This window comes from Enterococcus hulanensis (genome assembly GCF_005405485.1).
Classification (GTDB): domain Bacteria; phylum Bacillota; class Bacilli; order Lactobacillales; family Enterococcaceae; genus Enterococcus_A; species Enterococcus_A hulanensis.
Map to the genome: position 1 here is coordinate 48,684 of NZ_BJED01000017.1, position 22,786 is coordinate 71,469.

General features: G+C 42.5%; 22 protein-coding genes and 1 riboswitch. Of the genes, 5 read left to right on the top strand and 17 right to left on the bottom strand.

Annotated elements, in window-relative coordinates; genetic code table 11:
* Positions 1–38: 38 nt before the first annotated feature.
* The 4 genes from thiD to thiW all read right to left on the bottom strand — a co-directional run bounded on the left by thiD (position 39) and on the right by thiW (position 2,855).
* Complete coding sequence (thiD, locus tag FFR60_RS17200) at positions 39–860, bottom strand: bifunctional hydroxymethylpyrimidine kinase/phosphomethylpyrimidine kinase (protein WP_137665091.1); 822 nt, start codon at positions 858–860, stop codon at positions 39–41.
* A 62-nt stretch (positions 861–922) separates the two neighbouring features.
* A complete protein-coding gene (gene thiE, locus FFR60_RS17205) occupies positions 923–1,570 on the bottom strand; it encodes a thiamine phosphate synthase (protein WP_137665092.1) in 648 nt (215 codons plus the stop codon).
* Entirely contained in the window at positions 1,561–2,379 is an 819-nt protein-coding gene (gene thiM / locus FFR60_RS17210) for a hydroxyethylthiazole kinase (protein WP_137665093.1), read from the bottom strand. The genes thiE and thiM overlap by 10 nt, the downstream gene beginning before the upstream one ends.
* Positions 2,376–2,855, bottom strand: coding sequence for an energy coupling factor transporter S component ThiW (thiW, locus tag FFR60_RS17215; protein ID WP_249355030.1), 480 nt, complete (start codon positions 2,853–2,855; stop codon positions 2,376–2,378). The genes thiM and thiW overlap by 4 nt, the downstream gene beginning before the upstream one ends.
* Before the next feature lie 134 nt (positions 2,856–2,989).
* Positions 2,990–3,079, bottom strand: a riboswitch (TPP riboswitch).
* Between the two features lie 256 nt (positions 3,080–3,335).
* Here thiW and gloA2 point away from each other — a divergent pair.
* Complete coding sequence (gene gloA2 / locus FFR60_RS17220) at positions 3,336–3,725, top strand: SMU1112c/YaeR family gloxylase I-like metalloprotein (protein WP_137665095.1); 390 nt, start codon at positions 3,336–3,338, stop codon at positions 3,723–3,725.
* 56 nt (positions 3,726–3,781) lie between these two features.
* Here gloA2 and FFR60_RS17225 read toward each other — a convergent pair whose 3' ends face one another.
* Both FFR60_RS17225 and FFR60_RS17230 read right to left on the bottom strand, forming a co-directional pair.
* Complete coding sequence (locus tag FFR60_RS17225) at positions 3,782–4,075, bottom strand: nucleotide pyrophosphohydrolase (RefSeq protein WP_088933928.1); 294 nt, start codon at positions 4,073–4,075, stop codon at positions 3,782–3,784.
* A 19-nt stretch (positions 4,076–4,094) separates the two neighbouring features.
* On the bottom strand, positions 4,095–5,618 hold the full coding sequence (locus FFR60_RS17230) for an AcpB/EbpR/MafR family transcriptional regulator (RefSeq protein ID WP_137665096.1): 1,524 nt from the start codon (positions 5,616–5,618) through the stop codon (positions 4,095–4,097).
* A 334-nt stretch (positions 5,619–5,952) separates the two neighbouring features.
* On the opposite strand from FFR60_RS17230, the gene FFR60_RS17235 reads away from it, so the two are divergent.
* Complete coding sequence (locus tag FFR60_RS17235; protein WP_171004963.1) at positions 5,953–6,111, top strand: hypothetical protein; 159 nt, start codon at positions 5,953–5,955, stop codon at positions 6,109–6,111.
* A 69-nt stretch (positions 6,112–6,180) separates the two neighbouring features.
* On the opposite strand, the gene FFR60_RS17240 is transcribed toward FFR60_RS17235, so the two are convergent.
* From FFR60_RS17240 to FFR60_RS17260, 5 genes are all read right to left on the bottom strand, one after another.
* Entirely contained in the window at positions 6,181–7,806 is a 1,626-nt protein-coding gene (locus FFR60_RS17240) for a SpaH/EbpB family LPXTG-anchored major pilin (RefSeq protein ID WP_137665097.1), read from the bottom strand.
* The gene (locus tag FFR60_RS17245; protein WP_249355031.1) at positions 7,807–8,466 is read right to left on the bottom strand and encodes an LPXTG cell wall anchor domain-containing protein; all 660 of its coding nucleotides are present in this window, start codon (positions 8,464–8,466) and stop codon (positions 7,807–7,809) included.
* A 343-nt stretch (positions 8,467–8,809) separates the two neighbouring features.
* Positions 8,810–9,199: an ASCH domain-containing protein gene (locus FFR60_RS17250; RefSeq protein ID WP_137665099.1), complete on the bottom strand. Its 390-nt coding sequence runs from the start codon at positions 9,197–9,199 to the stop codon at positions 8,810–8,812.
* A gap of 76 nt (positions 9,200–9,275) precedes the next feature.
* Complete coding sequence (locus FFR60_RS17255) at positions 9,276–9,782, bottom strand: macro domain-containing protein (protein WP_137665100.1); 507 nt, start codon at positions 9,780–9,782, stop codon at positions 9,276–9,278.
* Positions 9,783–9,870: 88 nt separating this feature from the next.
* Positions 9,871–10,845 (bottom strand): tRNA dihydrouridine synthase, encoded by a 975-nt coding sequence (locus FFR60_RS17260; RefSeq protein WP_137665101.1) that lies wholly within the window; start codon positions 10,843–10,845, stop codon positions 9,871–9,873.
* A 414-nt stretch (positions 10,846–11,259) separates the two neighbouring features.
* Between FFR60_RS17260 and FFR60_RS17265 the strand changes: the two genes are divergently transcribed.
* The 3 genes from FFR60_RS17265 to FFR60_RS17275 all read left to right on the top strand — a co-directional run bounded on the left by FFR60_RS17265 (position 11,260) and on the right by FFR60_RS17275 (position 14,844).
* Positions 11,260–11,964 carry a helix-turn-helix domain-containing protein gene (locus tag FFR60_RS17265; protein ID WP_137665102.1) on the top strand — a complete coding sequence of 235 codons (705 nt, stop codon included), beginning with the start codon at positions 11,260–11,262 and terminating at the stop codon, positions 11,962–11,964.
* Positions 11,965–12,035: 71 nt separating this feature from the next.
* Positions 12,036–13,472 (top strand): helix-turn-helix domain-containing protein, encoded by a 1,437-nt coding sequence (locus FFR60_RS17270; RefSeq protein ID WP_137665103.1) that lies wholly within the window; start codon positions 12,036–12,038, stop codon positions 13,470–13,472.
* Positions 13,473–13,827: 355 nt separating this feature from the next.
* Complete coding sequence (locus FFR60_RS17275) at positions 13,828–14,844, top strand: hypothetical protein (RefSeq protein ID WP_137665104.1); 1,017 nt, start codon at positions 13,828–13,830, stop codon at positions 14,842–14,844.
* Between the two features lie 186 nt (positions 14,845–15,030).
* Here FFR60_RS17275 and FFR60_RS17280 read toward each other — a convergent pair whose 3' ends face one another.
* The 6 genes from FFR60_RS17280 to FFR60_RS17305 form a co-directional block, all read right to left on the bottom strand.
* Entirely contained in the window at positions 15,031–16,485 is a 1,455-nt protein-coding gene (locus tag FFR60_RS17280) for a helix-turn-helix domain-containing protein (RefSeq protein ID WP_137665105.1), read from the bottom strand.
* A 5-nt stretch (positions 16,486–16,490) separates the two neighbouring features.
* Complete coding sequence (locus tag FFR60_RS17285) at positions 16,491–16,931, bottom strand: hypothetical protein (protein WP_137665106.1); 441 nt, start codon at positions 16,929–16,931, stop codon at positions 16,491–16,493.
* 9 nt (positions 16,932–16,940) lie between these two features.
* The gene (locus FFR60_RS17290; protein ID WP_137665107.1) at positions 16,941–17,720 is read right to left on the bottom strand and encodes a class A sortase; all 780 of its coding nucleotides are present in this window, start codon (positions 17,718–17,720) and stop codon (positions 16,941–16,943) included.
* On the bottom strand, positions 17,689–18,792 hold the full coding sequence (locus tag FFR60_RS17295) for a WxLIP family cell surface protein (protein WP_137665108.1): 1,104 nt from the start codon (positions 18,790–18,792) through the stop codon (positions 17,689–17,691). Before FFR60_RS17295 ends, FFR60_RS17290 begins: the two co-directional genes overlap by 32 nt.
* 67 nt (positions 18,793–18,859) lie before the next feature.
* The gene (locus FFR60_RS17300) at positions 18,860–19,684 is read right to left on the bottom strand and encodes a WxL domain-containing protein (protein WP_137665109.1); all 825 of its coding nucleotides are present in this window, start codon (positions 19,682–19,684) and stop codon (positions 18,860–18,862) included.
* A 21-nt stretch (positions 19,685–19,705) separates the two neighbouring features.
* Positions 19,706–22,774, bottom strand: coding sequence for a pectate lyase-like adhesive domain-containing protein (locus FFR60_RS17305; RefSeq protein ID WP_137665110.1), 3,069 nt, complete (start codon positions 22,772–22,774; stop codon positions 19,706–19,708).
* Positions 22,775–22,786: the final 12 nt, after the last annotated feature.

Here is a 22,786-nt window from a genome sequence, read left to right on the forward strand (position 1 = left end):
CTTATCGAGAGGAAGGCCTGATTTTTCTATATTCTGAATTAGTTGATTACAATATCATCATCCGTCATTTGCGCCCAATGATTGGTCGGCCCATGACCGTGACCTACGAAGATCGGTTGGCTGATGGCGGCTTGGATAAATTTCTTCCCGATGATAATCGCTTCCTTCAGCTCGGTTCCTTTTGCCAACTCAGCTGCGATACATGCGGAGAAAGTATCCCCTGTTCCATGGGTGTTTGCCGTTTCGACGCGCGGCGCGCTCATCCAAAAGCTTTCACCTGATTCCAGCAAAACAAAATCCGCCGCAGCTTTATTTTGGCTGTGTCCGCCTTTAACGACCACGTTTTTCGTGCCGAAAGCCTGCAGTTTTTTCGCCGCCTCGACCATTTCTTGATCCGTCACGATTCGTTGACCAATAATCACTTCTGCTTCCGGCAGGTTGGGTGTAACGATCGCAGCTAACGGCAACAACTCTTCATTGATGGTTTTCACCGCATCGCTTTGCAACAAATGATGCCCGCCTTTTGCCACCATCACAGGGTCAACGACTAACGGTCCGAAATCGACCTGCTTCAATTTCTTCACGACGGTCTCCACTCGTTCCACGTCTGCTAGCATGCCAGTTTTCGCCGCACCGATCGCAAAATCCGCCGCTAAAGAGTCAAACTGCTCTTCAATAAAGCTGCTGGGAATCGCCATACTATCCTGTACGCCATACGTATTTTGCGCGGTCAATGCCACGAAAATACTCATGCCAAAGGCCTTTCGCGCTTGGAATGTTTTCAGGTCTGCCTGAACGCCCGCGCCGCCGCCTGAATCAGAGCCGGCGATCGTGACAACTTGAGGTGTTTGATTGATCATTTTTCTGCCTCCTAATTTCTATTAAGGTTTTTTTACTAAGTCTGAGTTTCACGCCTAAATCACTAGTCTTCTATTTGTAAAGTGGGATCGGCATCCAATACTTCAACGATTTTTTCCTTTAATCGGCGAACCTTCTCACCGACAGCTTCTGCCCGCATGATCTCACTGACGATCGAGATCCCTGCAATGCCTGTTCCGCAAAAATCCGTTAAGTTGTCTTCCTTGATCCCGCCGATCGCGACACTCGGAATTGTCACCGCCACATTGATGGCCTTCAATGTTTCCTTAGAAGTCAGCGGTGTATCCTTCGTTTTTGTCGGGAAAATCGCACCGATCCCTAAGTAATCCGCGCCGGCTTCCTCAGCTTCCAAACCTCTTGCGACTGTTTTGGCCGAAACGCCCAAGATTTTTTCCGGCCCGATCAATGAACGAACAACATCCACTGGCAGCTCATCGTCTCCGATGTGCACACCTGCCGCATCGACTGCCAAGCAAATATCCACTCGATCATTAATAATCAACGGAACCTGATACTGATCGGTCACCGCTTTTACTTTTAAGGCCAGCTCATAAAATTTTCCCGTTACCAATTCCTTTTCCCGCAGCTGAACCAAGGTCACACCGTTTTTGCACGCTTCTTCGATCACTGCTAGAAATTTTTCATCGCTAAAATCATAACGCCCCGTTACCAGATATAAAGTTAAATCCATTGCTTTTCCCATCCTTTCACCTCAGTCCACCAATCTTTTTCCATCAATAGCGAGAGCTGGTTCAATGTTTCCTGCCGAAAAGCGGCTAAACCGATCGCATCTCCTGCCTGCTCTCCGCAACAATTGAAATAGCTGACCGCCGTCACGACCGCAGCCGCTGGTTTTACCCCGCTGCCTAATAATGCGGCGATCAATGCGCCAACAATATCACCCGTCCCAGTGAAGCGATCCAGCGCCGCCACTCCATTTGTTAAGCGCCAAATGCGGCTTTGCTCAACGACAATATCTTGACTGCCAGTTGCTAAAAAGATCGTGTCCGGATAAGTCTTAGTTAATTGCTGCATTGCTATCGTTAATTCTTCCAACGCTTCATCATCTTGATCCAACTCACTGCCGTCCACGCCGCGGGCATGACTTGGCAAGCCGCAAAAATTCCGCAGCTCAGAGATATTTCCTTTTACGACGGTAGAATTTTCCGCCGCCAGCCAGCGACCGACTTGATCGCGGGTCTGACTGACACCATACCCGACCAAATCAACCACCGTTGGTTTTTTCACCTTATTCGCCAGCTTGGCTGCCGCAACTAGGCTGGCTTCCCGTTCTTCCGATAAATGCCCCAGATTCAGCAAGAGACTATCCGTTTGCCGGAACAATTCAGCGAACTCTCGCGGATCAGACGCCATGATCGGTTTTGCCCCGACATACAGCAGCGCATTCGCCACCGTTTCACAAGTAACCTCATTGGTTATGCAATGAACTAAAGGTGCCTCTGTTATAGGAAAACCTTTAGCAAAATTCGTATTAATCATCCAAACATCCTTTCACTGGAAAATAACCGCTGCCATCGTTTAAAAATTGTTGTTTCCTGTAATTTTACTAACACGACAAACGCGATCGCCGAACCGATCAACGTCGCACCCACAAAGCGCGGCGTGTAGATCAGCCAATACAGATCACTCTGACTGCCGGTGAACCAAACCATCACAGGGTAAGACAAAAGCGAACCGATAATTCCGGTGCCAATGATTTCTCCTATCATCGACCAGACCAGCTTTTTCCCTATCCGATAAAACAAGCCCGCCAAAAATGCGCCAAAAACCGCGCCTGTCAATGCCAACGGCGGTATCCCCAGCATGGTCATCCGTATCAGTGCACAGACCACCGCCATCACGGTTCCATAGAGCGGCCCTAGCAAAACTCCGGCGATAATATTCATCACACTGGACATCGGCGCCATCCCTTCGATCCGCATCAAGGGAGACAAAACAACATCTAAGGCGATCATTAAAGCCAGCAGCGTTAATTTGTGGATTTTATTTTTCTCCACGACAAATAACCCCTTTCTCATTTATCAAGAAACAAGCGGGGTATCCCAAAAGACAGAAAAACCCAACCAAAATAAAATGGTCGGGTACGATCAGTCAACTAGCTACATTTCCCTGCGACAGTCTTAACTGCATCAGGTTCCATGGGTATAATCTCAGCTAAACAGCACCCCAAATGTTTCTCTTCAATTGATTGGAGTATAACATACTTTTTTTAATCCAACTAGCTTATAATAAGAAAGGCTTCCCGAACTCGCTCAGCTTTTGAGCAATAAGACTAAAATTTTGATAAGTCGCTTCTCAGACTTAACAAAATTTTCGCTTATTGCCGATAAAGCTAGTTCGTGAAGCCGGACACCGCAATTTATTGGGACCATGGCTATTTACTTGAAAAAACTTATACTTTCTTAAAGCTTAAGAAAAACAGAAAGGGTGTTTTTATGGTTAAACCAGATTTTTCAGCGATCCATCATGTCGCTATCATTGTTTCAGACTATCAGAAAGCTCGCGAATTCTACGTGGATATTCTAGGGCTGCCGATCATTCGCGAAAATTACCGGCCCGAACGCCAAGATTATAAATTGGATCTGCAATTACATGACGCGGAACTAGAAATCTTCGCCGTCCAAAATCCGCCCAAGCGCCCCAGCTTCCCTGAAGCTGCCGGCTTGCGCCACTTGGCCTTTAAAACAGCAGACATCGAAGCAACCGTTGACTATTTAAAAAGTCACGGCATCGAGTGTGAACCGTTGCGGACGGATGATTTTACCGGCGAGAAGATGACCTTCTTCTTTGATCCTGATGGCTTGCCGTTGGAGTTGCATGAATAGCTAAAAAAATAGAGCAGAATTTTCTGCTCTAAACTTTTTTATTCCTATGTTCAACCCTACGCTTCTTCCACCGGATACTTGATCGCGTTTTTCTTCAGCTTCTCACTGATGATCTCATCTATGTCAAAGTCCAAATTGTCTGCCATCATGTAAGAATAAATCAGTACATCGGCTAATTCTTCCTTCAGGCGTTCCGTTTGGGTGCGTGCTTCTTCTGAATCCTTCCATTGGAAAAGTTCCAATAATTCAGCCGCCTCTAAACAGATCGATAACGCTAAATCTTTCTCATTGTGAAAAGAGCGCCAGTTTCTTTCGTCACGAAATTGATTAATTTTTTCCATACTATTCATAGTCAACCTTCTTTCGTTTCTATTTTATCACAGAAACGAAGCTGCGTTTTTCCTCAAGCTCGTTGATCGTATCTTGAATCCAGCGCCTGCTTTGGTTGGTCAAAAAAGGATCGATCACCACGACTGGATAGTTCTTCGGCAAGCCTTCCGCCGAACCGGTCGTAATCAGGCAATCATAGTTTTTCAATTCATTATGTAACTCCGGTGTACCGCCAGATAATTTTTCGAAATGAACGATCAGAAAGTTGCCGTAGATCGTGTCAGAAATCTGCTTAGCCAAAAAGCTTTCCTCGGTCGGCGTCAAGTCAGACAGCAGCAAAACCTTCAGCAGCGGTTCTTGACTGGCCAGCCATTCCATTCCGCGTTCTTCGGTGGTAATCAGCAAATAAACATAGTTACGAATGAAGTCCTCTTCTTCATACATGCGATAGCATTTAACAAACTTTTGGACCAGCTCCCGCACATTTTCCACTCCACGGCTATAAACCTTTGAAACCTCCGATAGGAAAATCGAGCGATTGCGCCACAGCAGACACACATATTGCCCTTGAGGATCATAAAGGTAAAAATCATTCGATAAAACCGTCGCCAAGTTGATCTGGCTTTGCTTGTCTAATCGATGGCCCAGCATTTCGTTGTATTTTTCCACCAGTTCATAATGCCGCATAAAAAGCTGCTGGTATTTTTCATTATCCGCGATAGCCGACTCACGATGGGAAATACTGAAGACGATCGAATCGGAAAACAACAGCCAAAGACCGTCTCGCACCATATCCGGCGTTAGGTCCAATTCCACACCTTCTCTAACAGCATGCTTCAGCAGCTTATAAGGCAACGCCATCGGCAGCATCAAGCCTTTGGTCCGCAGCTCTTCTTGTGGGAATTCATGCCCATTTTTCATTCGCCAAATACTGATATAGAAGTTGTAAATCAAGCGTTTTTGAAAAACATACTTCTCATGAATCTGGTTGAGCTTCACGAATTCTTCCACGTAGCGTTCGATAATGTGATAGTGGGGCGAAGGTAATTTAGGCAGTGTGCTTTCAAATGAGATCTGGCGCTCACTGTAAAAGCGAAAATAAAAATTACGGATCTCCCCTTCGTTGCCCTCCACTCGCAATGGACGATAACACAATTCCATCCCGGCTTGAGTCAGAGCCTTCTCGATTTTCTTCAAATAGCGCTGGGTGTTGGATGAGCTGAGATACAGTTTCTTAGCCAGCGCCGTAATATTCTCACATTCCTCATACAAAAGCTCTTCGATAATTTGAAATTCAGGACTGTTGTTCAAAATATTGGCATAAAGATACCCTAGATTAACCCTTTTATCCACCTCTAAACGATAAAGCCCCTTAGTTTTCGTAATCTGAAAGCTAGGATACTCTTCATTAATCCATTCGATATCATTCAATAGAATCGGCAGCGAGCAATTCAGTTCACTTAACAGCTGATCGCTCGACCAATCATTCCGACGATAATAAAGTTGCTCCACTAAGGCCAATCGCCGTTTGTTGCTTGTTCCTAATACTGCACGAAAATCCATGATTCTCCCCCTGTCAAAAGAACGCCTTCCCCTAAAAAAATGACTCTGCTTTAGAAAGTTCCACTCAGTCTTTAAGCACTCAGCGAAAAACCGAGTTCGTGAATTCATCCGTCGTAAACATCCGTATCAAAGCTGTTTTACTTGTGAAAAACTCATACTTTCTAAAGAAATCAGAAAACAAGTATCCGTTTTTTTGTCTAAAAAAATGAAATCTGGTATTCAAAAAATATTCTTCACGATAATTTTCCAAACATCTCCCATTAGTTACATGAAAGTAATAGCAAATACTTGAATTCCTTTTGTTGTTAACAAATAATAATACGGAACTATAAATATGGCAATTTTTGGTCAAAATCTTTCAAAAAGCATGATTTTAAAATCAAATTCTTTTAGTTTAAGAAAAAAAAGGGAAAAAAGATGCGCCAAAATCGCCAAAAAAAGCGGCCCCAAGCCCAATTTCGGCCTGCAGCCAAAGGAAAAACACCTTTTTTAAGCCTTTTCCCAATTTTTTGCAAAAAAATAAAAAACAAGGGAAGTTTTCTCCCTTGTTTTTCGCGATCATTTATACGGTGGTTTGCTGCAAACGGCGATACTTAATGAACGCACCCAGCATCAATGCCAAACCGACGATTAGAAAGGCGATGATCCCTTTCCCACCAGTCGATGGCAAGAAGCCGCCTTTTGAAACATTGGCGATCCTCAGCTGCTCATTTTCGTCGAATGATCCTTTCGATACTTCAAACTCTTTATCTTCCGTCAGCAGCTGGAAGCCGTTCGGCGCTTCGATCTCTCGCAAGTAGTAGGTGCCGAAAGCTAGGCCGCTGACCTGCAAATGCCCGCCATCTTTAGAAACAAAGTGAGTCGCGCCAGCATAGTCTTCATCCGCTTTAACCTCGACCCATTTCACTTGGTCGCCGGCATTTGTATAATAGTAGAATTTCTCATTTTCTTTTTTAATCACCACGAATTTGGCACCGTCTAATGCTTGGTTTTCCTTGCCGGCTTCGTGCTTCATGAATTTCTTGCCGCCAGTAGTGATCGGCGATGTCGGCGTATGATTTTCAGAATCCTTTTGGTCGCCATCGTGAGTCATTTCGACGGAAAATTTATTGTTGATGTCGACATCGACCGGTGTTTCATCCGTGAAGGAGACAGCATAATAGATATGGAGCGTTTTACCGCCAAAATCCTTCAAATATTCTGCTGTCGTTTTTGATTTTTGGAAGTCCTCAGCGTTTTCACTGCTTTTTGCCTTATTCAAATTCATTTGAATATCAAAGCCGGCAAGTCCAGTGTAATTAGGAACGGTATTCGTATATTCTACCGCACCATGGGACAAGAAGGTCTCCTTGATATTCGTCGCTGTGTCGCCGATCGAGATGCGATCGATTCCTTCAAATTTGACTCCCTCTTTACTCACCTCATCCTTAAATTGCAGCTGCGAATAACGCGTCTGCTCAGCACCATCCTGATTAAGAATCTCGCCGATTTGGTTAGGGATCGTGAAGCTGGCATGGTAATAGATTTTTTGGCCGACTTCAAAGTCATAACGATTTTCCCCAGTTAACGGTGCACCCGTTTCATCGACTAATTCTTTGCCGATATCGCCTTTGACCTTATTTTTCGGATACAAATGGATATCCGTATTTTCTACATCATCTTTGACGACGGGCAAAATTAAAATCAATGGGTAGCTGGAGCCTTCCACGCCATCCGCTGCTTTTTCCTCGAAAAGATAGACTTTGTAGATTCCTTCTGCGGTTCGTTTGTCCAGTCCGCTAAATGTAACGATACCCGCTTCGTTTGTTACGTCGCTGCCTTTTGACTGAGCTTTTGCCGCTTCCTCTAGTTTAAAGCTTTTCATCAACCCTTTGACGGCGGTCGTATATTCCGCGTCCGACGCATTTTGACCGACAATCCCATTTAACTTTTCATAAAAATCCGCCGTGATATCCCACGCTTCAAAGGTAATCCCTGGAAGTCCTTCGTATTGGTTAAATTCATCCATTTCCTCCCCGGTATTTTCAACATCATGGGTTGGGAATTGGTCCATTTTTTTCTTGTGCAGTGTTACATTCACCTTTTCTTCTGCCGCTTGCGCCGCATTCCCAAAGCCAAACGCCCCCGCGATCAATGGTAATAGACAGATGATTGCCGTTACCATATTTACTATCCTCGTTCTTTTCATTTACTTTTCCTCCTGTTTTTGTTTTTGATAAGCCAGACCCATGCCGCCAATCAAGGCCAATAACAACCCGCCAAGCAAAACATTACTGGACACTTCATTGGTTTGAGGCAATTGTTTTTCTTTTGATGGCTTATTCACTAATTTTTTTGGTTCCTCGACAGTTTCTGCCGGCTGCTGCTCTTGGTATTTCCCGTAAAGCGCGAGTGTTTCGCTGGGAAACTCCTTTGGCATAAAGAACACCATGGGTAAAAACTCTTGTGTTCCCGTCTCACCTGATGCTGCCAGTAAATACACCGCCGGCTGTTCCTGCTGTTGATACGGAAGTTCTATCCGGGCGACCCCGTCAGTATCAACCATTAAAGGACGAGCATTGACTTTCGGCAAGGCTGCCTTTTGCACATACTGCTGAAACTGCCTTTTACTCTGATAACGATTCAGCCAAAATTGCTTCACGTCTTTTTCACTCTGCTGACTCTTTTGACTCCAAGCGGTCAGATCAAAAACGTCAAAGCAGAGCGTTTCGGTCCCTGCCACTTTTTCACCCGCTGCCTTCGTATCGATGAGGATGGGCACAGAAGCCTCTATCCCAGAAACGGGCTTTGAATAAAAAAAAGAACCAGCAAAATAAAAATAAGACTGACTTTCTTCACCACAGATCACTCCCTTCAAAAACGCCTCTAATGAATAGAAACTAATAGCCAGCGACTCGTATATATCATTTTAACCAAAAGTGCTTTTTGGCAATAAATCGGAATTTAGTTATTTATTAAGATGCGATTTATTGTTAAATATAGGATTCAGGACTTTTTTAGTATGATAACTAGTTATAAACCTTTTTTTATTACTAACAATTCTAAAAAAGGTTTTTTTATTTTCGTGGTTTGCCATTAAAAAAAAACACTCATTGGTCAAATGAGTGTTTTTTTAATCGCTATTTTCATTGTTATATCAACGTTTATAGAAAAACCGTTCGTTACGTGGTTTTTGTTTTTGACCTGTTTTTTTAGTCGCTAATTAAGGATAAATAATAGTCTTGCCAAAATTCCTCGGTCACAACTTTTTCGCCATCCTCGATCACGAATTCCCCTGCTTCCGGTTCAATGATGCGGTCATCTGGCACATGGTAAAGCCGCCGCTGACCCTTGATGGGAAAAGGTTTGATGCAGCGCACATTCTCAAATATCCACGCATACGAATCCTCGGCGATTTTTTTTACATCGACAAGATCCACGATACAAACTGCATGTCCTGAGATACAGCCGGGGGTCTTGATCGCGGTCGAGCAGATCAAGAGCGGTCCGCGGTAATGCGTCGTCCACGATCGATATTCTTCAGTTTTCTTGCCGGAAAGAATTTCCATAACTGGCTCGGGGTGAATGGAGATAGCCTTCAAATAAATCGCCTCACTTCGTCTATTTACTATTATTTTAGCACTTTATTCGGGTTATGATTCAACGAATTAACCGTTTTCACTTTAAGCCGCGTTGCCTGATTTTCTCAAAAATCGCCAGCCAAGACTCCTCAAAGGCAATTACCTGCGTTGTGATCTCCCGATTTTCCCTTCGATCAGCCACTTCACAAAGTATCCGGGCCGCGTCCTCTTTCGGATATCCGTAAATTCCCGCACTTAACACGGGCACTGCAATCGTGTGAAGCTTGTATTCATGAGCCAACCGATAAACCGCCTCATAGGCCGAATACAGCAGCGCTTCTTCCTTGTGCTTGCCGTCAATGTATCGCGGTCCCACCGCATGGATCACATAGTTTGCCGGCAATTCGAACGCGGGGGTGATCACCGCTGTTCCAGTCGGTGTCCCGCCAATGGATGCCATCGCTTGCTTCAATTTAGGTCCGGCAGCTCGATTCAACGCACCATCGACACCGCCGCCAGGGATCAAGGCCGCGTTTGCCGCATTGACTATCGCATCCACAGGAACGTCTAAACGAGAAATATCGCCGATTTTTACTTCAATCATCGCTTTTTCCTCCTTGAGCTTTTTATTTATTATAGCAAGAAAGGAGGAGCTGTCCGCTAATAAATCCGACGCCCTCCTCCTATTTAACTTATATAATTTCTGCGTGTTGATTCTCAAAATTGTCCAAGATCTCGCGGACTTCTTCGGTTGATTTGGTATTCATCAGACTTACCCGCAGATCGTTCGCGCCGGGAAAGCCTTTGACATAAATTTTGAAGAAACGGTGCAGCCCAACAATCGAACGAGGTACCTGCTCCGCGTATTGATCCTGCAAATCCAGCTGCAGCCGCAGCAGGCCGATCATTTCCTTTGGCGAATGCTCTTTCGGAGCTTTCTCAAAGGCGTAAGGATTCTTGAAGATTCCTCGGCCGATCATCAAGCCGTCCACACCATATTTTTCAGCTAACGCTAATCCCATCTGGCGGTCCTGAATATCACCATTGATCGTGATCAAGGTCTGGGGAGCAAGCTCATCCCGCATTTTCACAATCTCCGGAATCAGCTCCCAATGAGCATCGACTTTGCTCATTTCTTTTCTGGTCCGCATATGAACCGAAAGATTGGCAATATCCTGTTTTAATAAATGACTGATCCAGTCTTTCATCTCAGCCGTATCTGTAAAGCCCAGCCGCGTCTTCACACTTACAGGCAATCCGCCCGCCTTCGCAGCTTCGATCAATTCCGCCGCCACATCAGGACGCAAAATCAAGCCGCTGCCTTTGCCCCGCTCAGCAACATTTGGGACCGGACACCCCATATTCAAATCAATCCCCTTAAAGCCCATATCGGCTAGGGCAAGACTCATTTCCCGGAAAAATTCCGGCTTGTCGCCCCAAATATGCGCCACCATCGGCTGCTCGTCTTCGGTGAAGGCCAGACGTCCGCGAACACTCTCGATCCCATCCGGATGGCAAAAGCTGTCCGAATTCGTAAACTCAGTAAAGAAGACATCCGGCGCTCCCGCCTCTTTTACGACATGACGAAACACCACGTCCGTCACATCCTCCATCGGTGCCAAGATGAAAAAGGGCCTTGGCAGCTCCGCCCAAAAATTCGTTGTCATTATGTATGTTTCCTCCTATATCATCCAAAACAACGTTATTATACTAAGCTTTGCCCGAAGAAGCAAAAAGCTGGTTTTTGCGCATTCAGCGAACCAACATAATTCAAACTAACAAAAAAGTAATGTGCAAAAGGAGGAAATCACTCTTTAGCAGGAATAAAATCTGCGATACTTTTGCTATTTAGTTGTTTAAAAAAGCGTATTAGTAATTTATTCATACACCCTCCCCCTTTATAAGTAATGATAAACTGTGGATTATGCGTTGATATTTTAATGTATTTTATTCAAAAATTTAATTTATGAATTAAAAAAATTAAAAAGAAGGAAAAAATATGCTGGATCTTTTTGATAATGTATTGTTGCAGTATTAACACAGAAATAAGGCAAATTTATTTGCTGATAGGAGTGAAAAGCATGGCAAGAATATTAATCATAACAAGAAATTTATTGGCAGAACAAGATTTGCAGGCGATTCTGCAGCGTTCCAATGACGAGGTATACTGCTCCAGCGATTTGATGGCTGATGCACGGCTTTCTCCAGAGATCATCCAGTATTTCTCATTGGTCATCTTTAGCGACACCGTCTCTACTTTGGATATCTCGAAATGCTATTCCTTTTTCAAAGAAAACGGTCTGGCGATTCTGCGCAAAGGCAATAAAAACGACTTAAAAAAATCTGAATTTTCCTACTTGATCGAAGAGTTCGATGATTGGATCGACCGAGATGCCTCTGAGATCGAGATCATTGAAAAAATCGCTAAATTTACCAGTGATCAGAAAAAAGCGCGGGCTGCGAGCAACGAAACCAGCGGATCAAAGAAAGAAAAAAACGCCGATCTATTCTTTTTCAGCCTTTCTTCTAATGAGAAAAAGCTCTTATACCATTTGTACCAGTACCAAAAAGAGGGAAGAGTTCTGTCGCGAGAAAAATTATGCCAGCTGATCTGGGAATCCGATGTGACAAAATCCAATTTATGTCAGCTTTCCAACTTGACCCATCGAATCAAAAAGAAACTTACGGTCAATCATTTTCCCGATGGCGAGCTGATCACTTCATGGAATAAGGGCTATTTTCTAGGGGATCTGCTGTTTAGCGAGGTAGAGAAGTTTATGGCTTAGACAAGAAGGATAAAGGGATACTTATTTTATTAAGTTTTTTCCTGGCTGTGACAATATAAGGAGACATTCAATTGATAGACAACTTTATAGAAAAAGATATCCTGCGCAGAGTAAAAATCACCTATGTACTATATGAATGCAGGCAGATAAAAATTGGGGAACTGGCTGCGAATATGAATACCAGCTTCAATACGATCAAAAAAGATTGCCAAAAGATCGCTTCGAAACTAGAAGATGAGATCGTCTCTTACGATATCTCCCGTTCGCAGCTATCGTTTCAATTCAAACCGGATGTCTGCTGTTACGATCTGGTGCGCAAGCTGTATTCAGATTCACTTTTTTTAAAAGTATGTTATCGCTGCCTGCTGGGGAAGAATAACTACACTTCCATAGCAGAAGAGGAATTCATCTCTGTGACCAAAGTATTCAATTTGAAAAAGAAGGCTGAACGATACTTTCGACAAGGGCTGGGGCTAGCTCCTACGGGGAAAATCGCTTTTGATGACAAACTAAAAGTAAGATACATTTACTTGACCCTCTGGATGAGAGGAATCGGTGTCAACGAGTTGAAAAACGATCTGCTGTTTTTAAAGTCCGAACGAATTGCACAGGATTTAGGCGAGCTGTTAAAAAATCGCCTCAGCAAAAAAAGTCTGCATTACCTGCAATACGCGATATTTTTAAGCATCCGCAGAAAAGAAACGCTGCCGATCGATAGCGAAATGATCGAATTTTTAAAAACTGGAATTATTTTCAACAGCGTTAAGACTTGTTTTTTACAGCATGGTCTCGAAGTAGATGATGCGAATATCGCCTTTGTTTCTTTTATCTATAAAAATCTGCCCTACAACCCCGAAAACTATCGCTTGATCGAAATGGACTACCAATACTATCGAAACCGATTAATCAAAAATTATCCCTCGGTCGTTCAACTGATCCGAAATTTTGAAGCAGCTTTTGACATGACGCTTTTGGGCGAGATCGAGTTTGAAAAACCTTTGATGGACTTGGTCTACACGACTTCCTTGGGGCTCAATGAATTTTTGCTGAACCAGTACTATTTCATCGATTGCAATGACTACTCCATCAAAGAAAAAATCAGCCGAATCATACGAGCCTGGCTGAAAGAAAATATTTCGGCCAACATAACGATGTCCGAATCGATCATTTTGCAATTTTGTCATTTAGTCATGCCTCTTCTGAAAAAAGGTGAGAAAAAGAAGGTCCCGATCATCATCGTTTCTAAAGATGAATACTCCCACATGCTGTTTAGAAATAATATCCGCAAGATCATCTCCGAAAATTATTTCTTCATCAATGACGAGATCTATTATTCCATGGATGATATCCCGGAATTATTCTACAATATCAACTGCTTTATCGTGTGTGAGCGCTGTTTAATGAATCAGGAAAAGAATTTTATTCTTCCTATTTCAATCAATAACCTAACCCACGATTTGAAAGACATCTCCAACTACATCTTCACCTGCGTCTTAACGAAACAATAAGGATAGATACCGCATTTTTTGTGTGGTATCTATTTTTTATTGAAAATAATTATAATCAACCTGCTTACTTGGCAATAAAAATAAATTTGAAAAAATCAAATAAATACCCGCCGCCACCTAAACCTTCAGAACAAATTCCTAAAATTAGTTATTTTAACAGTCGTGAAGTCATCAAAACCCCCTCGAAAATATCGTAAAACCTTATAATCCAAATGTTTAATAATAAATAATAGAAATAATTTTTGAAAAAACTATTTACAATCATGTTATTAAAGGCTACTATTTTAGATACAAATAACAGAAAACGCTTTCGGTAAATAAAAACAAATTTAGAACAGTATGGGGGAAAATGAAGATGGACGTAGCGAAACTAGGACAAAGACAATTATTTGGAATGAAAAAGGAGACGCTCTTAAAAAGAGTCCGCCTATATTTCGAACAAACCCAGCATGCGGCAGAGGTTGTGGAGTACCTTGTCGTGATCCTTTTTCGTCACTCAATCTGTGTCGGGGACTTTTCGCTTCAACCGCTAAGCGAGTTGATCCGCCAAATTTTCTTGACTGAAACACCAAATAATACCCTGCGCCGTCACTGCGTCTACTTTGAAGAATTCTTTGCGCAAGAAGAATGGCAAACCGTTATCCAACGCCTATTCACCAACGAAGAAGAATACCATGAATTTACCAAGGAAACTTGTTTATATAAACAGCTCTTAATAAAAAAGAATCTTGAAACACCGAAAGAAAGCGAATTTCAATTCGACCTCGTGTCGATTTTTAAAGACGCCAATGGAAAACGCCATACATGGACTTTACGCAATACGAAGCAAGTCTCTTCTGTGGAAGAAACCGCGAAAGTATTGGAAATTTTAACGACCTTGACGATCTTCCAAGCCTCAGGTGTCCGCCGCTTCGCCGAATATGTAAAATTCAAAAGCCAAAAAGGCTGTATCGATGCCGAACACGAAGCTGCTCCAGCAGAACTTGTTCAAGAAGAACAGCCAGAAGAAAGTCTGCCGCAAGAACCAGTCAAAGCAGCTACTGGCAAGGCCGCTCCAAAAGGCCAACCTCGTTCATCATCCAGCAACGCTCGTTCAACCAAGCAAAACGCTCCAAAAGTCGCTGCGAAGCCAGACACACGGACCCCGCTTCAAGAAAAAACGCCGCCAACCAAATCAGAGAACCCCTCTGACTCTGCGAAAACCCGTCCGCCCAAAACCAACAAACTAATGACCGAGAGCGCCGCCGCACTTCTCGAACCCGATACCTCCTATATGCGCCATGGGAAAACCAAAGAACAGATCAATCAGGCGCGGGAAGAGCGAAGACGCCAGCAGAAAGTTAATAAGGCCCTAAAAAAGAAGAAAAAATGATGATGCGCCCGCAATATTACGAGCAGTTTATTCAGCACGACCGTTGAGCATAAATAGCCTGCGGGTTTGGCTTATTTAGTATTGGAAAAATAGGTTTCTTTGTGGTGCCTAAATTAGAAAAAAAACGCCAAAAAGCGAGTGATTTCAGATCTACTCGCTTTTTGGCGTGTCTAAATATAGTTTCAATTAAACGTTCGCTTGCTGATGCTTCTGCGCACGGATTTCTAGCAGCTGATTTCCTAGATGCGCCCAGTCAATCGCTCTGGGAGGATCTAACCAAATGACCTTTTCAACATCGAGGTCTTCATATTCGGAATTCAAATTGGTGATCACAATATCCGTTGATTCATCGAAAACAAATTGCACCGCCACATTCAGATTAACAAAAAAAGTCAGGTTTCTCTTAATGAACTCGTTGTATTCCTGACCAAAAGAAAAATCGATACAAATCGTTATTTGCGGCATCACCCGCTCCAATTCAACATGACTCACTAAGATCATCAGATATTTATAGAAAATATAGGGACGGTAGGCTGAAAAGTTTTCTTCCTTAACAAAGGCATCATCCATCAAATAGTCCCGACAAAATAGAAAATACTCGATATAGGATTCCTTAAAAAAGCTGACATCAAAGCGTTCAAAGGAATTAAAGGCATTTAATGGAAAATAAGCCAATTCAAAATGGAGACGATTCAGCTCGGCTGCCAGTATTTCTTGCGTTTGACGATCTTCGATATGAAACGAATCCGTAAAATATTGGATGAAACGCTCGTTGAGTCGGTTGATTCGTTTTCCCAGTTCTTGGTTTTTCATCTTTTCCCGTGAAAGCATGCCATTCGTATATAAATAAGCTAAAACCTCCTCCTGAATAGAAGGATCAATATCAACTGTTTGGATAACTTGGAATTCTTGAGCATAAACCGCTTTTAGTTTTTCCAGCACTTTTTGTTTATTGATATCTTTTTTTGCTAATTGATACTGTTTGTCCTGGCGCATCAATGAAATCGCTAGAAAATGAAAAAGCTTGGTCTGAACATTACGGGGCAAGCTTATTCCCGTTTCTGAAAGTTCATCGATGATGTTTGCGACTTTGCTTTTATAGGTAGCGGGATAGACATCCGTATCGGAAGCGAGCACAAACGAAAAAATGCGCGTCAATAAATAGCGGACATTTCCTTCATTGCCGGCCAGGTGATATTTCTTACTAACCTCAATCTGCAGTTCTTTCAGCAGCTTTTTTATCTGCTGCGTGTGGCTATACACATTGGTATAACTCGTATAGCTCTCTAAAGCAAAATTATTCGCCGACTGGTAATCCTCTCTAAACAGTGCCAATAAAATCGCAAAGGAAAGAGAGTTGCGCAAATAATGCGCCAGTAATAAATCCGAAGTTGCTTGTCCGACTTCTAATAACGTCGTTTGGACATTATTGCTATCAATAGCAAAATAGACTTCCAAACCATAGTTTTCAAAGTCTAGAGATAACTCTTCAATTGTTTTATTGAACAGGAAGTTTGAAAGAGACAGTTGGGCTTGAATCGTTGTATTTAGCGCCGTTAGATCTGAAGACTCCTCCAAAAGGCGAAGAAAATCAAACTTGCGTCGATCCTCTTTATCTAAGAAATTTTCCAAACTCAACATCTCTCTCACTTCCTTCTTCCATATATCGCCACACCTGAAAGCAGCTTTAATGTTTCTGTCAGCTGGGCTTCAGATTGTCCCTGTCCGCCTCCGGATGAGCCGCCATTTAAGGCAATCGCTTGATGATTAAAATCATTCGTAAAAAAAGCCTCGTCCAAATAAAGTTTTTTTCTCTGCATCGTCTTCTTCTCAGTTTCCTTCTTAGGAGTTTGTTTCTTTGCTTTTGGCTGCTCCTTACTAGAAGACTCCGTACGTACGACAGGTACTGAACTTTCAGTGGTCTTTTCTTCAGGTACATCGGAAGGAGCGACTGGTTTTACTTCTTGGTTAGGGTCAACAGGACTATAGATCGTATCGTTGGCAAAAGAAACATCCTCTTGCAGAAGCAGCGCCGTAGAAAACAAGACCAATGTTCCTAAAACGATAATTTTTTTCTTGTTTTCCACATCCGCACCTCACACTTTCTTGATGATTAAATAGGTTAACAGCACCAGCAATAAACCGATACCGAGCAATGGCAGCCAGATCATCGAAAGACGCAGCCGAGGCTTTTGACCGTGACTCACTTTTTCTTGCTTTGTCATCTTGGTTTGAATACTGGCTTTTGCTTGATCTTCAACCAGCTTAGCCGTGATCACTAATCGACCGGTCGTTTGCGTACCGCGATCACAGGTCACTAGCGTTAATAAGGGCTTTGCTGTATTTTCTAAAACCGCGATATCGGCTTCATTTACAATTTCTTTTGACTGTATCTTGTAGGCATAATAGTTGGAAAGATAGCGCAAATAGATCGTATCACCTAGCTGCGCGTCTTTTAACTTTCCAAACAAAAGGTCAGAAACGCCCAAATGATGACCTAGTAAAACTAAATTATCTTTTTGCGGATTTCTTTCTGGATACATCGAGCCAGCACCATAAATCATTTCTTCTTGACTCAATCCAGCAAAAACTGGCAAGTCTAAACCTACCCCAGGAACTTGAACTTCACCAATACTAGAAAAATCATTACTACTTTTCATAATCTCACTGACAGAGGGGGCTTCGATTCGTTCGAAGGGAATCTGAGTGATCTCCGTTAAGTTCTTCACTTCAGTAATCTTCGAGGTCGTTGCCTTCTCCACCAAAATACTATTTTTAAGAATCGGGAAACTAACTAATAAAACGCCAGTGTATAACAAGAACAAAACAACTATTTTGACTAGTCTATTCTGCTTTTCGTTTTTCCTCTTCTTCATTCTTTTTCTTCTTTCTCCAAATCAACCAAATAATGAATAGCACTAACAGTAACAACACAATACCGATCAGAACAAATAACCAAGTATAGTCTGTCTTGACTGTCACATCTTTTTTGTTTAGATCACGTGCTACTTCACCAGTGATGGTAAAGTCTTTTTCGAACACCCATTGGTTTTGATAGCGAACTTCTTTTCCAGCGCTGTCTTTGCCGCGAACATACTTGCCATCGGCACTTTTATTACCATCCATCACAAGCTTGATATGATAGTCTCCTGCTTCTAAAGGTTTTCCGTTTAGATTTACTGGGAAGTTGAAATTAGAATTAGGAGCGACTTGCAAGGCATCCTTATGTTCATCATATAAAACCTTTGAATCACCTTTTTTAGTGATTTCTGCGTCAATCGCCACTTGGTTAATATAGGTCATTTGATCATTTTGCAAATTCGACAAAATAACGTTTCTTGCATTGATTTGACTTGGTTTAACTGAATTCATTTGAACCTTAGGAGCCACAGTCGTTTCATTTTGACGCATTAGCAAAGCGACCACATACGAGTATTCGTTTTGAATAGCCAAGCCTTTTTCATCGGAAGAGGCCTTGGTAGTTTTCTCTGTTTTGGCTTCCTTAAACGTGATCCCGCCAGCCATGACACCATTAAATGCTTCTGCGGGCATTTGAAGCTCAAATGGTACCTTCACTGCTGAATGAGGATTTAACGTTACTTGTTTAGGTGCCTTCACATATTTTGCTAAATCATATTTCAGACTTTTATCTGGTTTGATACTGTTTTTGCCGTATTCTACGATGACATTGGTGTTCGTAGTCGCACTATTGACAGAAACATCCACCTTCACAGCACGATCCAAGTCGTTTTGCAATTGAACATAGACCGTTTCTTTTTGTCCGGCATTTAGTTTTAAGTCAAAGAATGTTTTTGTTTTGTCGATTTGATTATCTGGAATGATTGGCGTCACGGCAAAGCTGAATTCACTAGCCAATGAAGTCAAACCGCCAGAAAAGACCGCTAAGATCGTGATGATTAAAGTAAGTAATGATTTTTTAAATTTCAATGCAGCTCTCTCCTTTGATAAGAAAAGTAAGATTCGCAAACACTGCGAATCTCACAAGTGTAACAGTCTACGCGTTTCCTTCAGGATCTGAATTTCCGGGAACGTCTGTTAATGTCCAAACTAATTTCGTTGAATATTTTTCAGCATACTTGGTTGTTGCACCAGGAACAGCTAATTGAATATTGTTGGTTTTTATTACGTCTTTACCGTCTTCTTGAACTACGCTTAAATTATCTTTAGTTCCCCAATCATTCAAGTAAGTACCTGCACCTTGACCTGCTTGAGCGCTCATTACTGGTGAAACTTCCCCTGGAACAAGTGTCAAATCACTATCGTTAGGCGTTGGTTTTGTTGATTCAGAAGCTGTTTGCACGTTCGCACCTTTTAAGGTAATCGCTGCACCAGTCAATTCATGATCAGCAGTACCTGTAAATTGTTTTTCTTGTGCGACAGTTAATGACCAGCCCGCTTCAGTACCGCGGTTATCTGTTACTTGGACATAGTCTGGTCCGTATAAGATTTCGCCAGTTGGTTTGCCGTCTTCACCTAATTTTTGATATGGTTGCGCTGATGCTAAATAGACTTTATCTTCAGAAGTAATTTTTTGTTTCCCGAAATCTAAGCTTGAAGCAAAATCGATTGACAACGGACCGTTAGTACCTGGTTCTACTGGTTTTTCAGGATCAGTTGGATCGATCGGTTGAACGGGATCAGTTGGGTCAGTTGGGTCTACCGGCTTGGTTGGGTCGGTATTTGGTGTAAATTCAATCACACCATTTGAATGATAAACACCACCGTGTTCGCCATCTTCTGCGGCGAAAGTTGTTAGTGGAGCAGCTGCGATAGCTCCCAATACCACTGTTGATAATAAAATTTTAGAAACGTGTTTCATGATTGATTTCCCCTTTAATCTTTAATTATTTCCTGGAACATTTTCCAATGTCCAAGAAAGAGTACCCTTATATTCACCAAGTAATTGTTTTCCAACAGGAACCGTCAATGCCAAGCCATTATTATGATTGGCTTCTCCCCATTGATCAGAGATTGTCAGCAGACCATCTTGATCAAAGCTGCCAGTTTCCACTACTTGATTGTCTTGATTAATTTGAACCGTGTTTTGTGCATTCTTGTAAGATAATAAGCCGCTTAGGTCATTCGTATCTGAATGCAGCCCTTCCGTTTCTTTTAACGTAAGCTGCCATGGCACTTTGCCGTCTCCTCGTGTATCAGAGATTGCTAACTTACCCGAAACGTTTGGATAGTAGGTTTCTGTTTTCGTGCCTACTTTTTGTGTCCCGAAATCTACTGTATCTGGAACGGATACCAGCTCTAGGCTGCCATTTACTTGAACTTTCTTCGCTTCTTTAAATGTAGCATCATGATAGGTCATGTCTGTGGCAGGTTCAATATTCCCGACGCTGTCATTTGTTAGCGGCGGATTGGTTACGGCTGCTGCTCCCGCATGGTCTCTTAAGAATAATTGTAGGAAATCACCTTTTTTCAGACCAGTCGGCAACGCTGCAGTAAATTCACCCGCTTCGTTAACGGTTGTTTCAATCCCAGTGTTCACACCGTTTAAGAAAACATCCAAAATATCTCCGGCTTCACCAGTTCCTGTAACTTCTTTGGCACTTGGGGCAACCGTGTCACCACCACTTGTCAATTTGACCGGATCTGCTGGCGTTACATCATAAACTTCCGGCGTATCCTTTGTTAGTTCATCTGGTGAACTTTGATGAATCCAGCCAGAGTCGTTCACCCCACGCCAAGCATCTAGAACTTTTAACGTGTAGCCGGTTTTCAAGAACGCTTTGTCAGGCGCATCAATTTTGATTATCCCTTTTCGATCAGCGTCGCCATATACAGATAGCGGATCACCAATGGATTCCCCTTTGACTTGAGTGACTTCTTTTCCGGTTTCATCATACACACCGATCGTCGCTTGAACCTCACCAGTATAAGCATCCCGCAGCTCATCTTTTCCTTCTGGAACAGACGCATGCGCATAAATGTATTTATCGGCATTTGTCGGGACTCTGATTTCGTCTAAGACCGCTGCTTGATTGTTGGCACTCATTCGAGAATAGTTGGTTAACGAACCAAATTGCGTTTGCATTTGTGAGTTGTCCGTTGAATCAAGGTTGGCAAAGTTTGCGCCGGAAAGTTCAAAATTCACATTGAACCATTGATGTGTCGGATTGCCATCTAAATCACTTCCAGCATTCCAAACAGCTAAGTCTGAGTTCTTGCTTGAAAATTTAGAACCAGCATCGGTGGAACCAAATATCAATCCGCCGCCTACACGGTTATTACGAAAATCGAAGTAATTGGTATCATCCATCGTAAAATTCATTTTCTTTGCGGAAAAAATTCCTTTGTCGGCACTTTTAGTATTCCCACGAGCTATAAAGTACGTACCGGCACCAGCCGTAATATCAACATCGCTCCCTGCAACACCACCACTACTACTACCATCAATCGCTGGTCCAGTTTTAGAATCGATTAAAACTGACGAATTTTTACCCGTCAAGTTAAACTCGTTGCCTGTATCTCCACCACTGCCAGTACCTAGTGAATATTGGATTGCTTGACTGTTACCATTACCATTGGGATCACCAATCTGGCTAGTAGTGTCACGTTTTACAATAAAATCGGCTCCGCTAGAAACATTAATTTTATTGTTACCACCAAGCATACGAAGTGCAGGTGCGAATTTAGTCGTTCCACTATCACTTGTTTTTACGATATTAACTTTTGATTCATTGCTCACGTTGAAGCTCATATTACCAACGGCTTTAAAACGTAATGTAGCTTGAGCATTATCTTTTTCACCATTTGAAGTTAAGTCAATACTTGAATGATCATCCACATTAAATGCTCCACCATCACTTTGCAATAGTACAGCAGAAGAATTATTGGCTATTGCTTTTAGTTGCGAATTCCCAGTAACATTTAGAGTTGTTTTAAGTGCCACAATGGCCATAAGTCCATTATCCCCAGTAGCATTTCCGTTCAATGATACTGTCGAATTATCCGTGATCCAGATGTCACTTTGTCTTTCAATATCCCATATAGTAGCGATATTCGTTTTGTCTTTATTACTATTGGTCGTAACTTCAGACCCACCATCAATACGAACCTGTCCGCCTGCTGCACTACCAGAAGCAAAGAAATTTTGCGCATCTGAAACTACGACTGATTTATTCGTAATAGTGAAATTCGTACTGATAATTGAAGGATTGGCAGTGGTAGCTTTACTGTCTGGCACACGATCATAATTCATCGTAACTCCATCAAAAATCACGTTACCAGCCTTCATACTTGCAATACCAGCAGCATTACCAGCTACACTAGAAAAATTATCAGTCAGTTCTAATGTCCCGGTACCAGTTCCTAGGAACCCAGCTGTTAAACCTGTTAACTGAAGATTGTGTATGATCACATCTCCTGGTGTATTGATCGTCAACGTTTGACCCTTCAAGTCCAGTGTATGTGACCCAAAATCCACTTCAACTGTCCGTGTTACCGTTGGCCCAGCAGAAGTTGCTGTTAAATCAGCGGTAACTTTGATCGCAGAAACACTGGTATCCTTCATCGCTTTGACGAAATCAGCCCACGTACTTACTTCTGTTGCCGCCGCTTGAGCAGCAATCTTAACTTCTTTCTCAGAGGAGGCTGTCGTCTCACTCGAAGACGTCGTTTGTGTTGTTGATTGGCTTGTATCAGAGCTTTTATCCGCGACATCCGTACTAGACTCTGATGGTTTGGTAGAAGATTCCACGCTTGAACTTTCAAGCGTGGGAATTTCAGAAGACGAAGAAGTCAAATTTGTACGTTCACCATTAGTAGTCTCGCCCTCTTGAACAAGCCCATTATTCAATTGTTCTTGTGGAGTTGAAACCTGCGCAGCTAAAGTAACGACTGATGGACTAAAAAGAAGTAAACTCGCTGCGGCCCATGTACCTAATAATTTATTGAACAAATTTTCTCGCTT

Excerpts from the sequence above, each read along its gene's own strand:
- FFR60_RS17230 (WP_137665096.1), bottom strand. The coding sequence starts at position 5,618 with ATGGATTTTCGTGCAGTATTAGGAACAAGCAACAAACGGCGATTGGCC.
- thiM (WP_137665093.1), bottom strand. The coding sequence starts at position 2,379 with ATGATTAATACGAATTTTGCTAAAGGTTTTCCTATAACAGAGGCACCT.
- FFR60_RS17275 (WP_137665104.1), top strand. The coding sequence starts at position 13,828 with ATGGACGTAGCGAAACTAGGACAAAGACAATTATTTGGAATGAAAAAG.
- FFR60_RS17290 (WP_137665107.1), bottom strand. The coding sequence starts at position 17,720 with ATGAAGAAGAGGAAAAACGAAAAGCAGAATAGACTAGTCAAAATAGTT.
- FFR60_RS17240 (WP_137665097.1), bottom strand. The coding sequence starts at position 7,806 with ATGAAAAGAACGAGGATAGTAAATATGGTAACGGCAATCATCTGTCTA.
- FFR60_RS17265 (WP_137665102.1), top strand. The coding sequence starts at position 11,260 with ATGGCAAGAATATTAATCATAACAAGAAATTTATTGGCAGAACAAGAT.
- FFR60_RS17235 (WP_171004963.1), top strand. The coding sequence starts at position 5,953 with ATGGCAATTTTTGGTCAAAATCTTTCAAAAAGCATGATTTTAAAATCA.
- thiD (WP_137665091.1), bottom strand. The coding sequence starts at position 860 with ATGATCAATCAAACACCTCAAGTTGTCACGATCGCCGGCTCTGATTCA.
- FFR60_RS17280 (WP_137665105.1), bottom strand. The coding sequence starts at position 16,485 with ATGTTGAGTTTGGAAAATTTCTTAGATAAAGAGGATCGACGCAAGTTT.
- FFR60_RS17225 (WP_088933928.1), bottom strand. The coding sequence starts at position 4,075 with ATGAATAGTATGGAAAAAATTAATCAATTTCGTGACGAAAGAAACTGG.
- FFR60_RS17300 (WP_137665109.1), bottom strand. The coding sequence starts at position 19,684 with ATGAAACACGTTTCTAAAATTTTATTATCAACAGTGGTATTGGGAGCT.
- FFR60_RS17260 (WP_137665101.1), bottom strand. The coding sequence starts at position 10,845 with ATGACAACGAATTTTTGGGCGGAGCTGCCAAGGCCCTTTTTCATCTTG.
- thiE (WP_137665092.1), bottom strand. The coding sequence starts at position 1,570 with ATGGATTTAACTTTATATCTGGTAACGGGGCGTTATGATTTTAGCGAT.
- gloA2 (WP_137665095.1), top strand. The coding sequence starts at position 3,336 with ATGGTTAAACCAGATTTTTCAGCGATCCATCATGTCGCTATCATTGTT.
- thiW (WP_249355030.1), bottom strand. The coding sequence starts at position 2,855 with ATGATCGCCTTAGATGTTGTTTTGTCTCCCTTGATGCGGATCGAAGGG.
- FFR60_RS17255 (WP_137665100.1), bottom strand. The coding sequence starts at position 9,782 with ATGATTGAAGTAAAAATCGGCGATATTTCTCGTTTAGACGTTCCTGTG.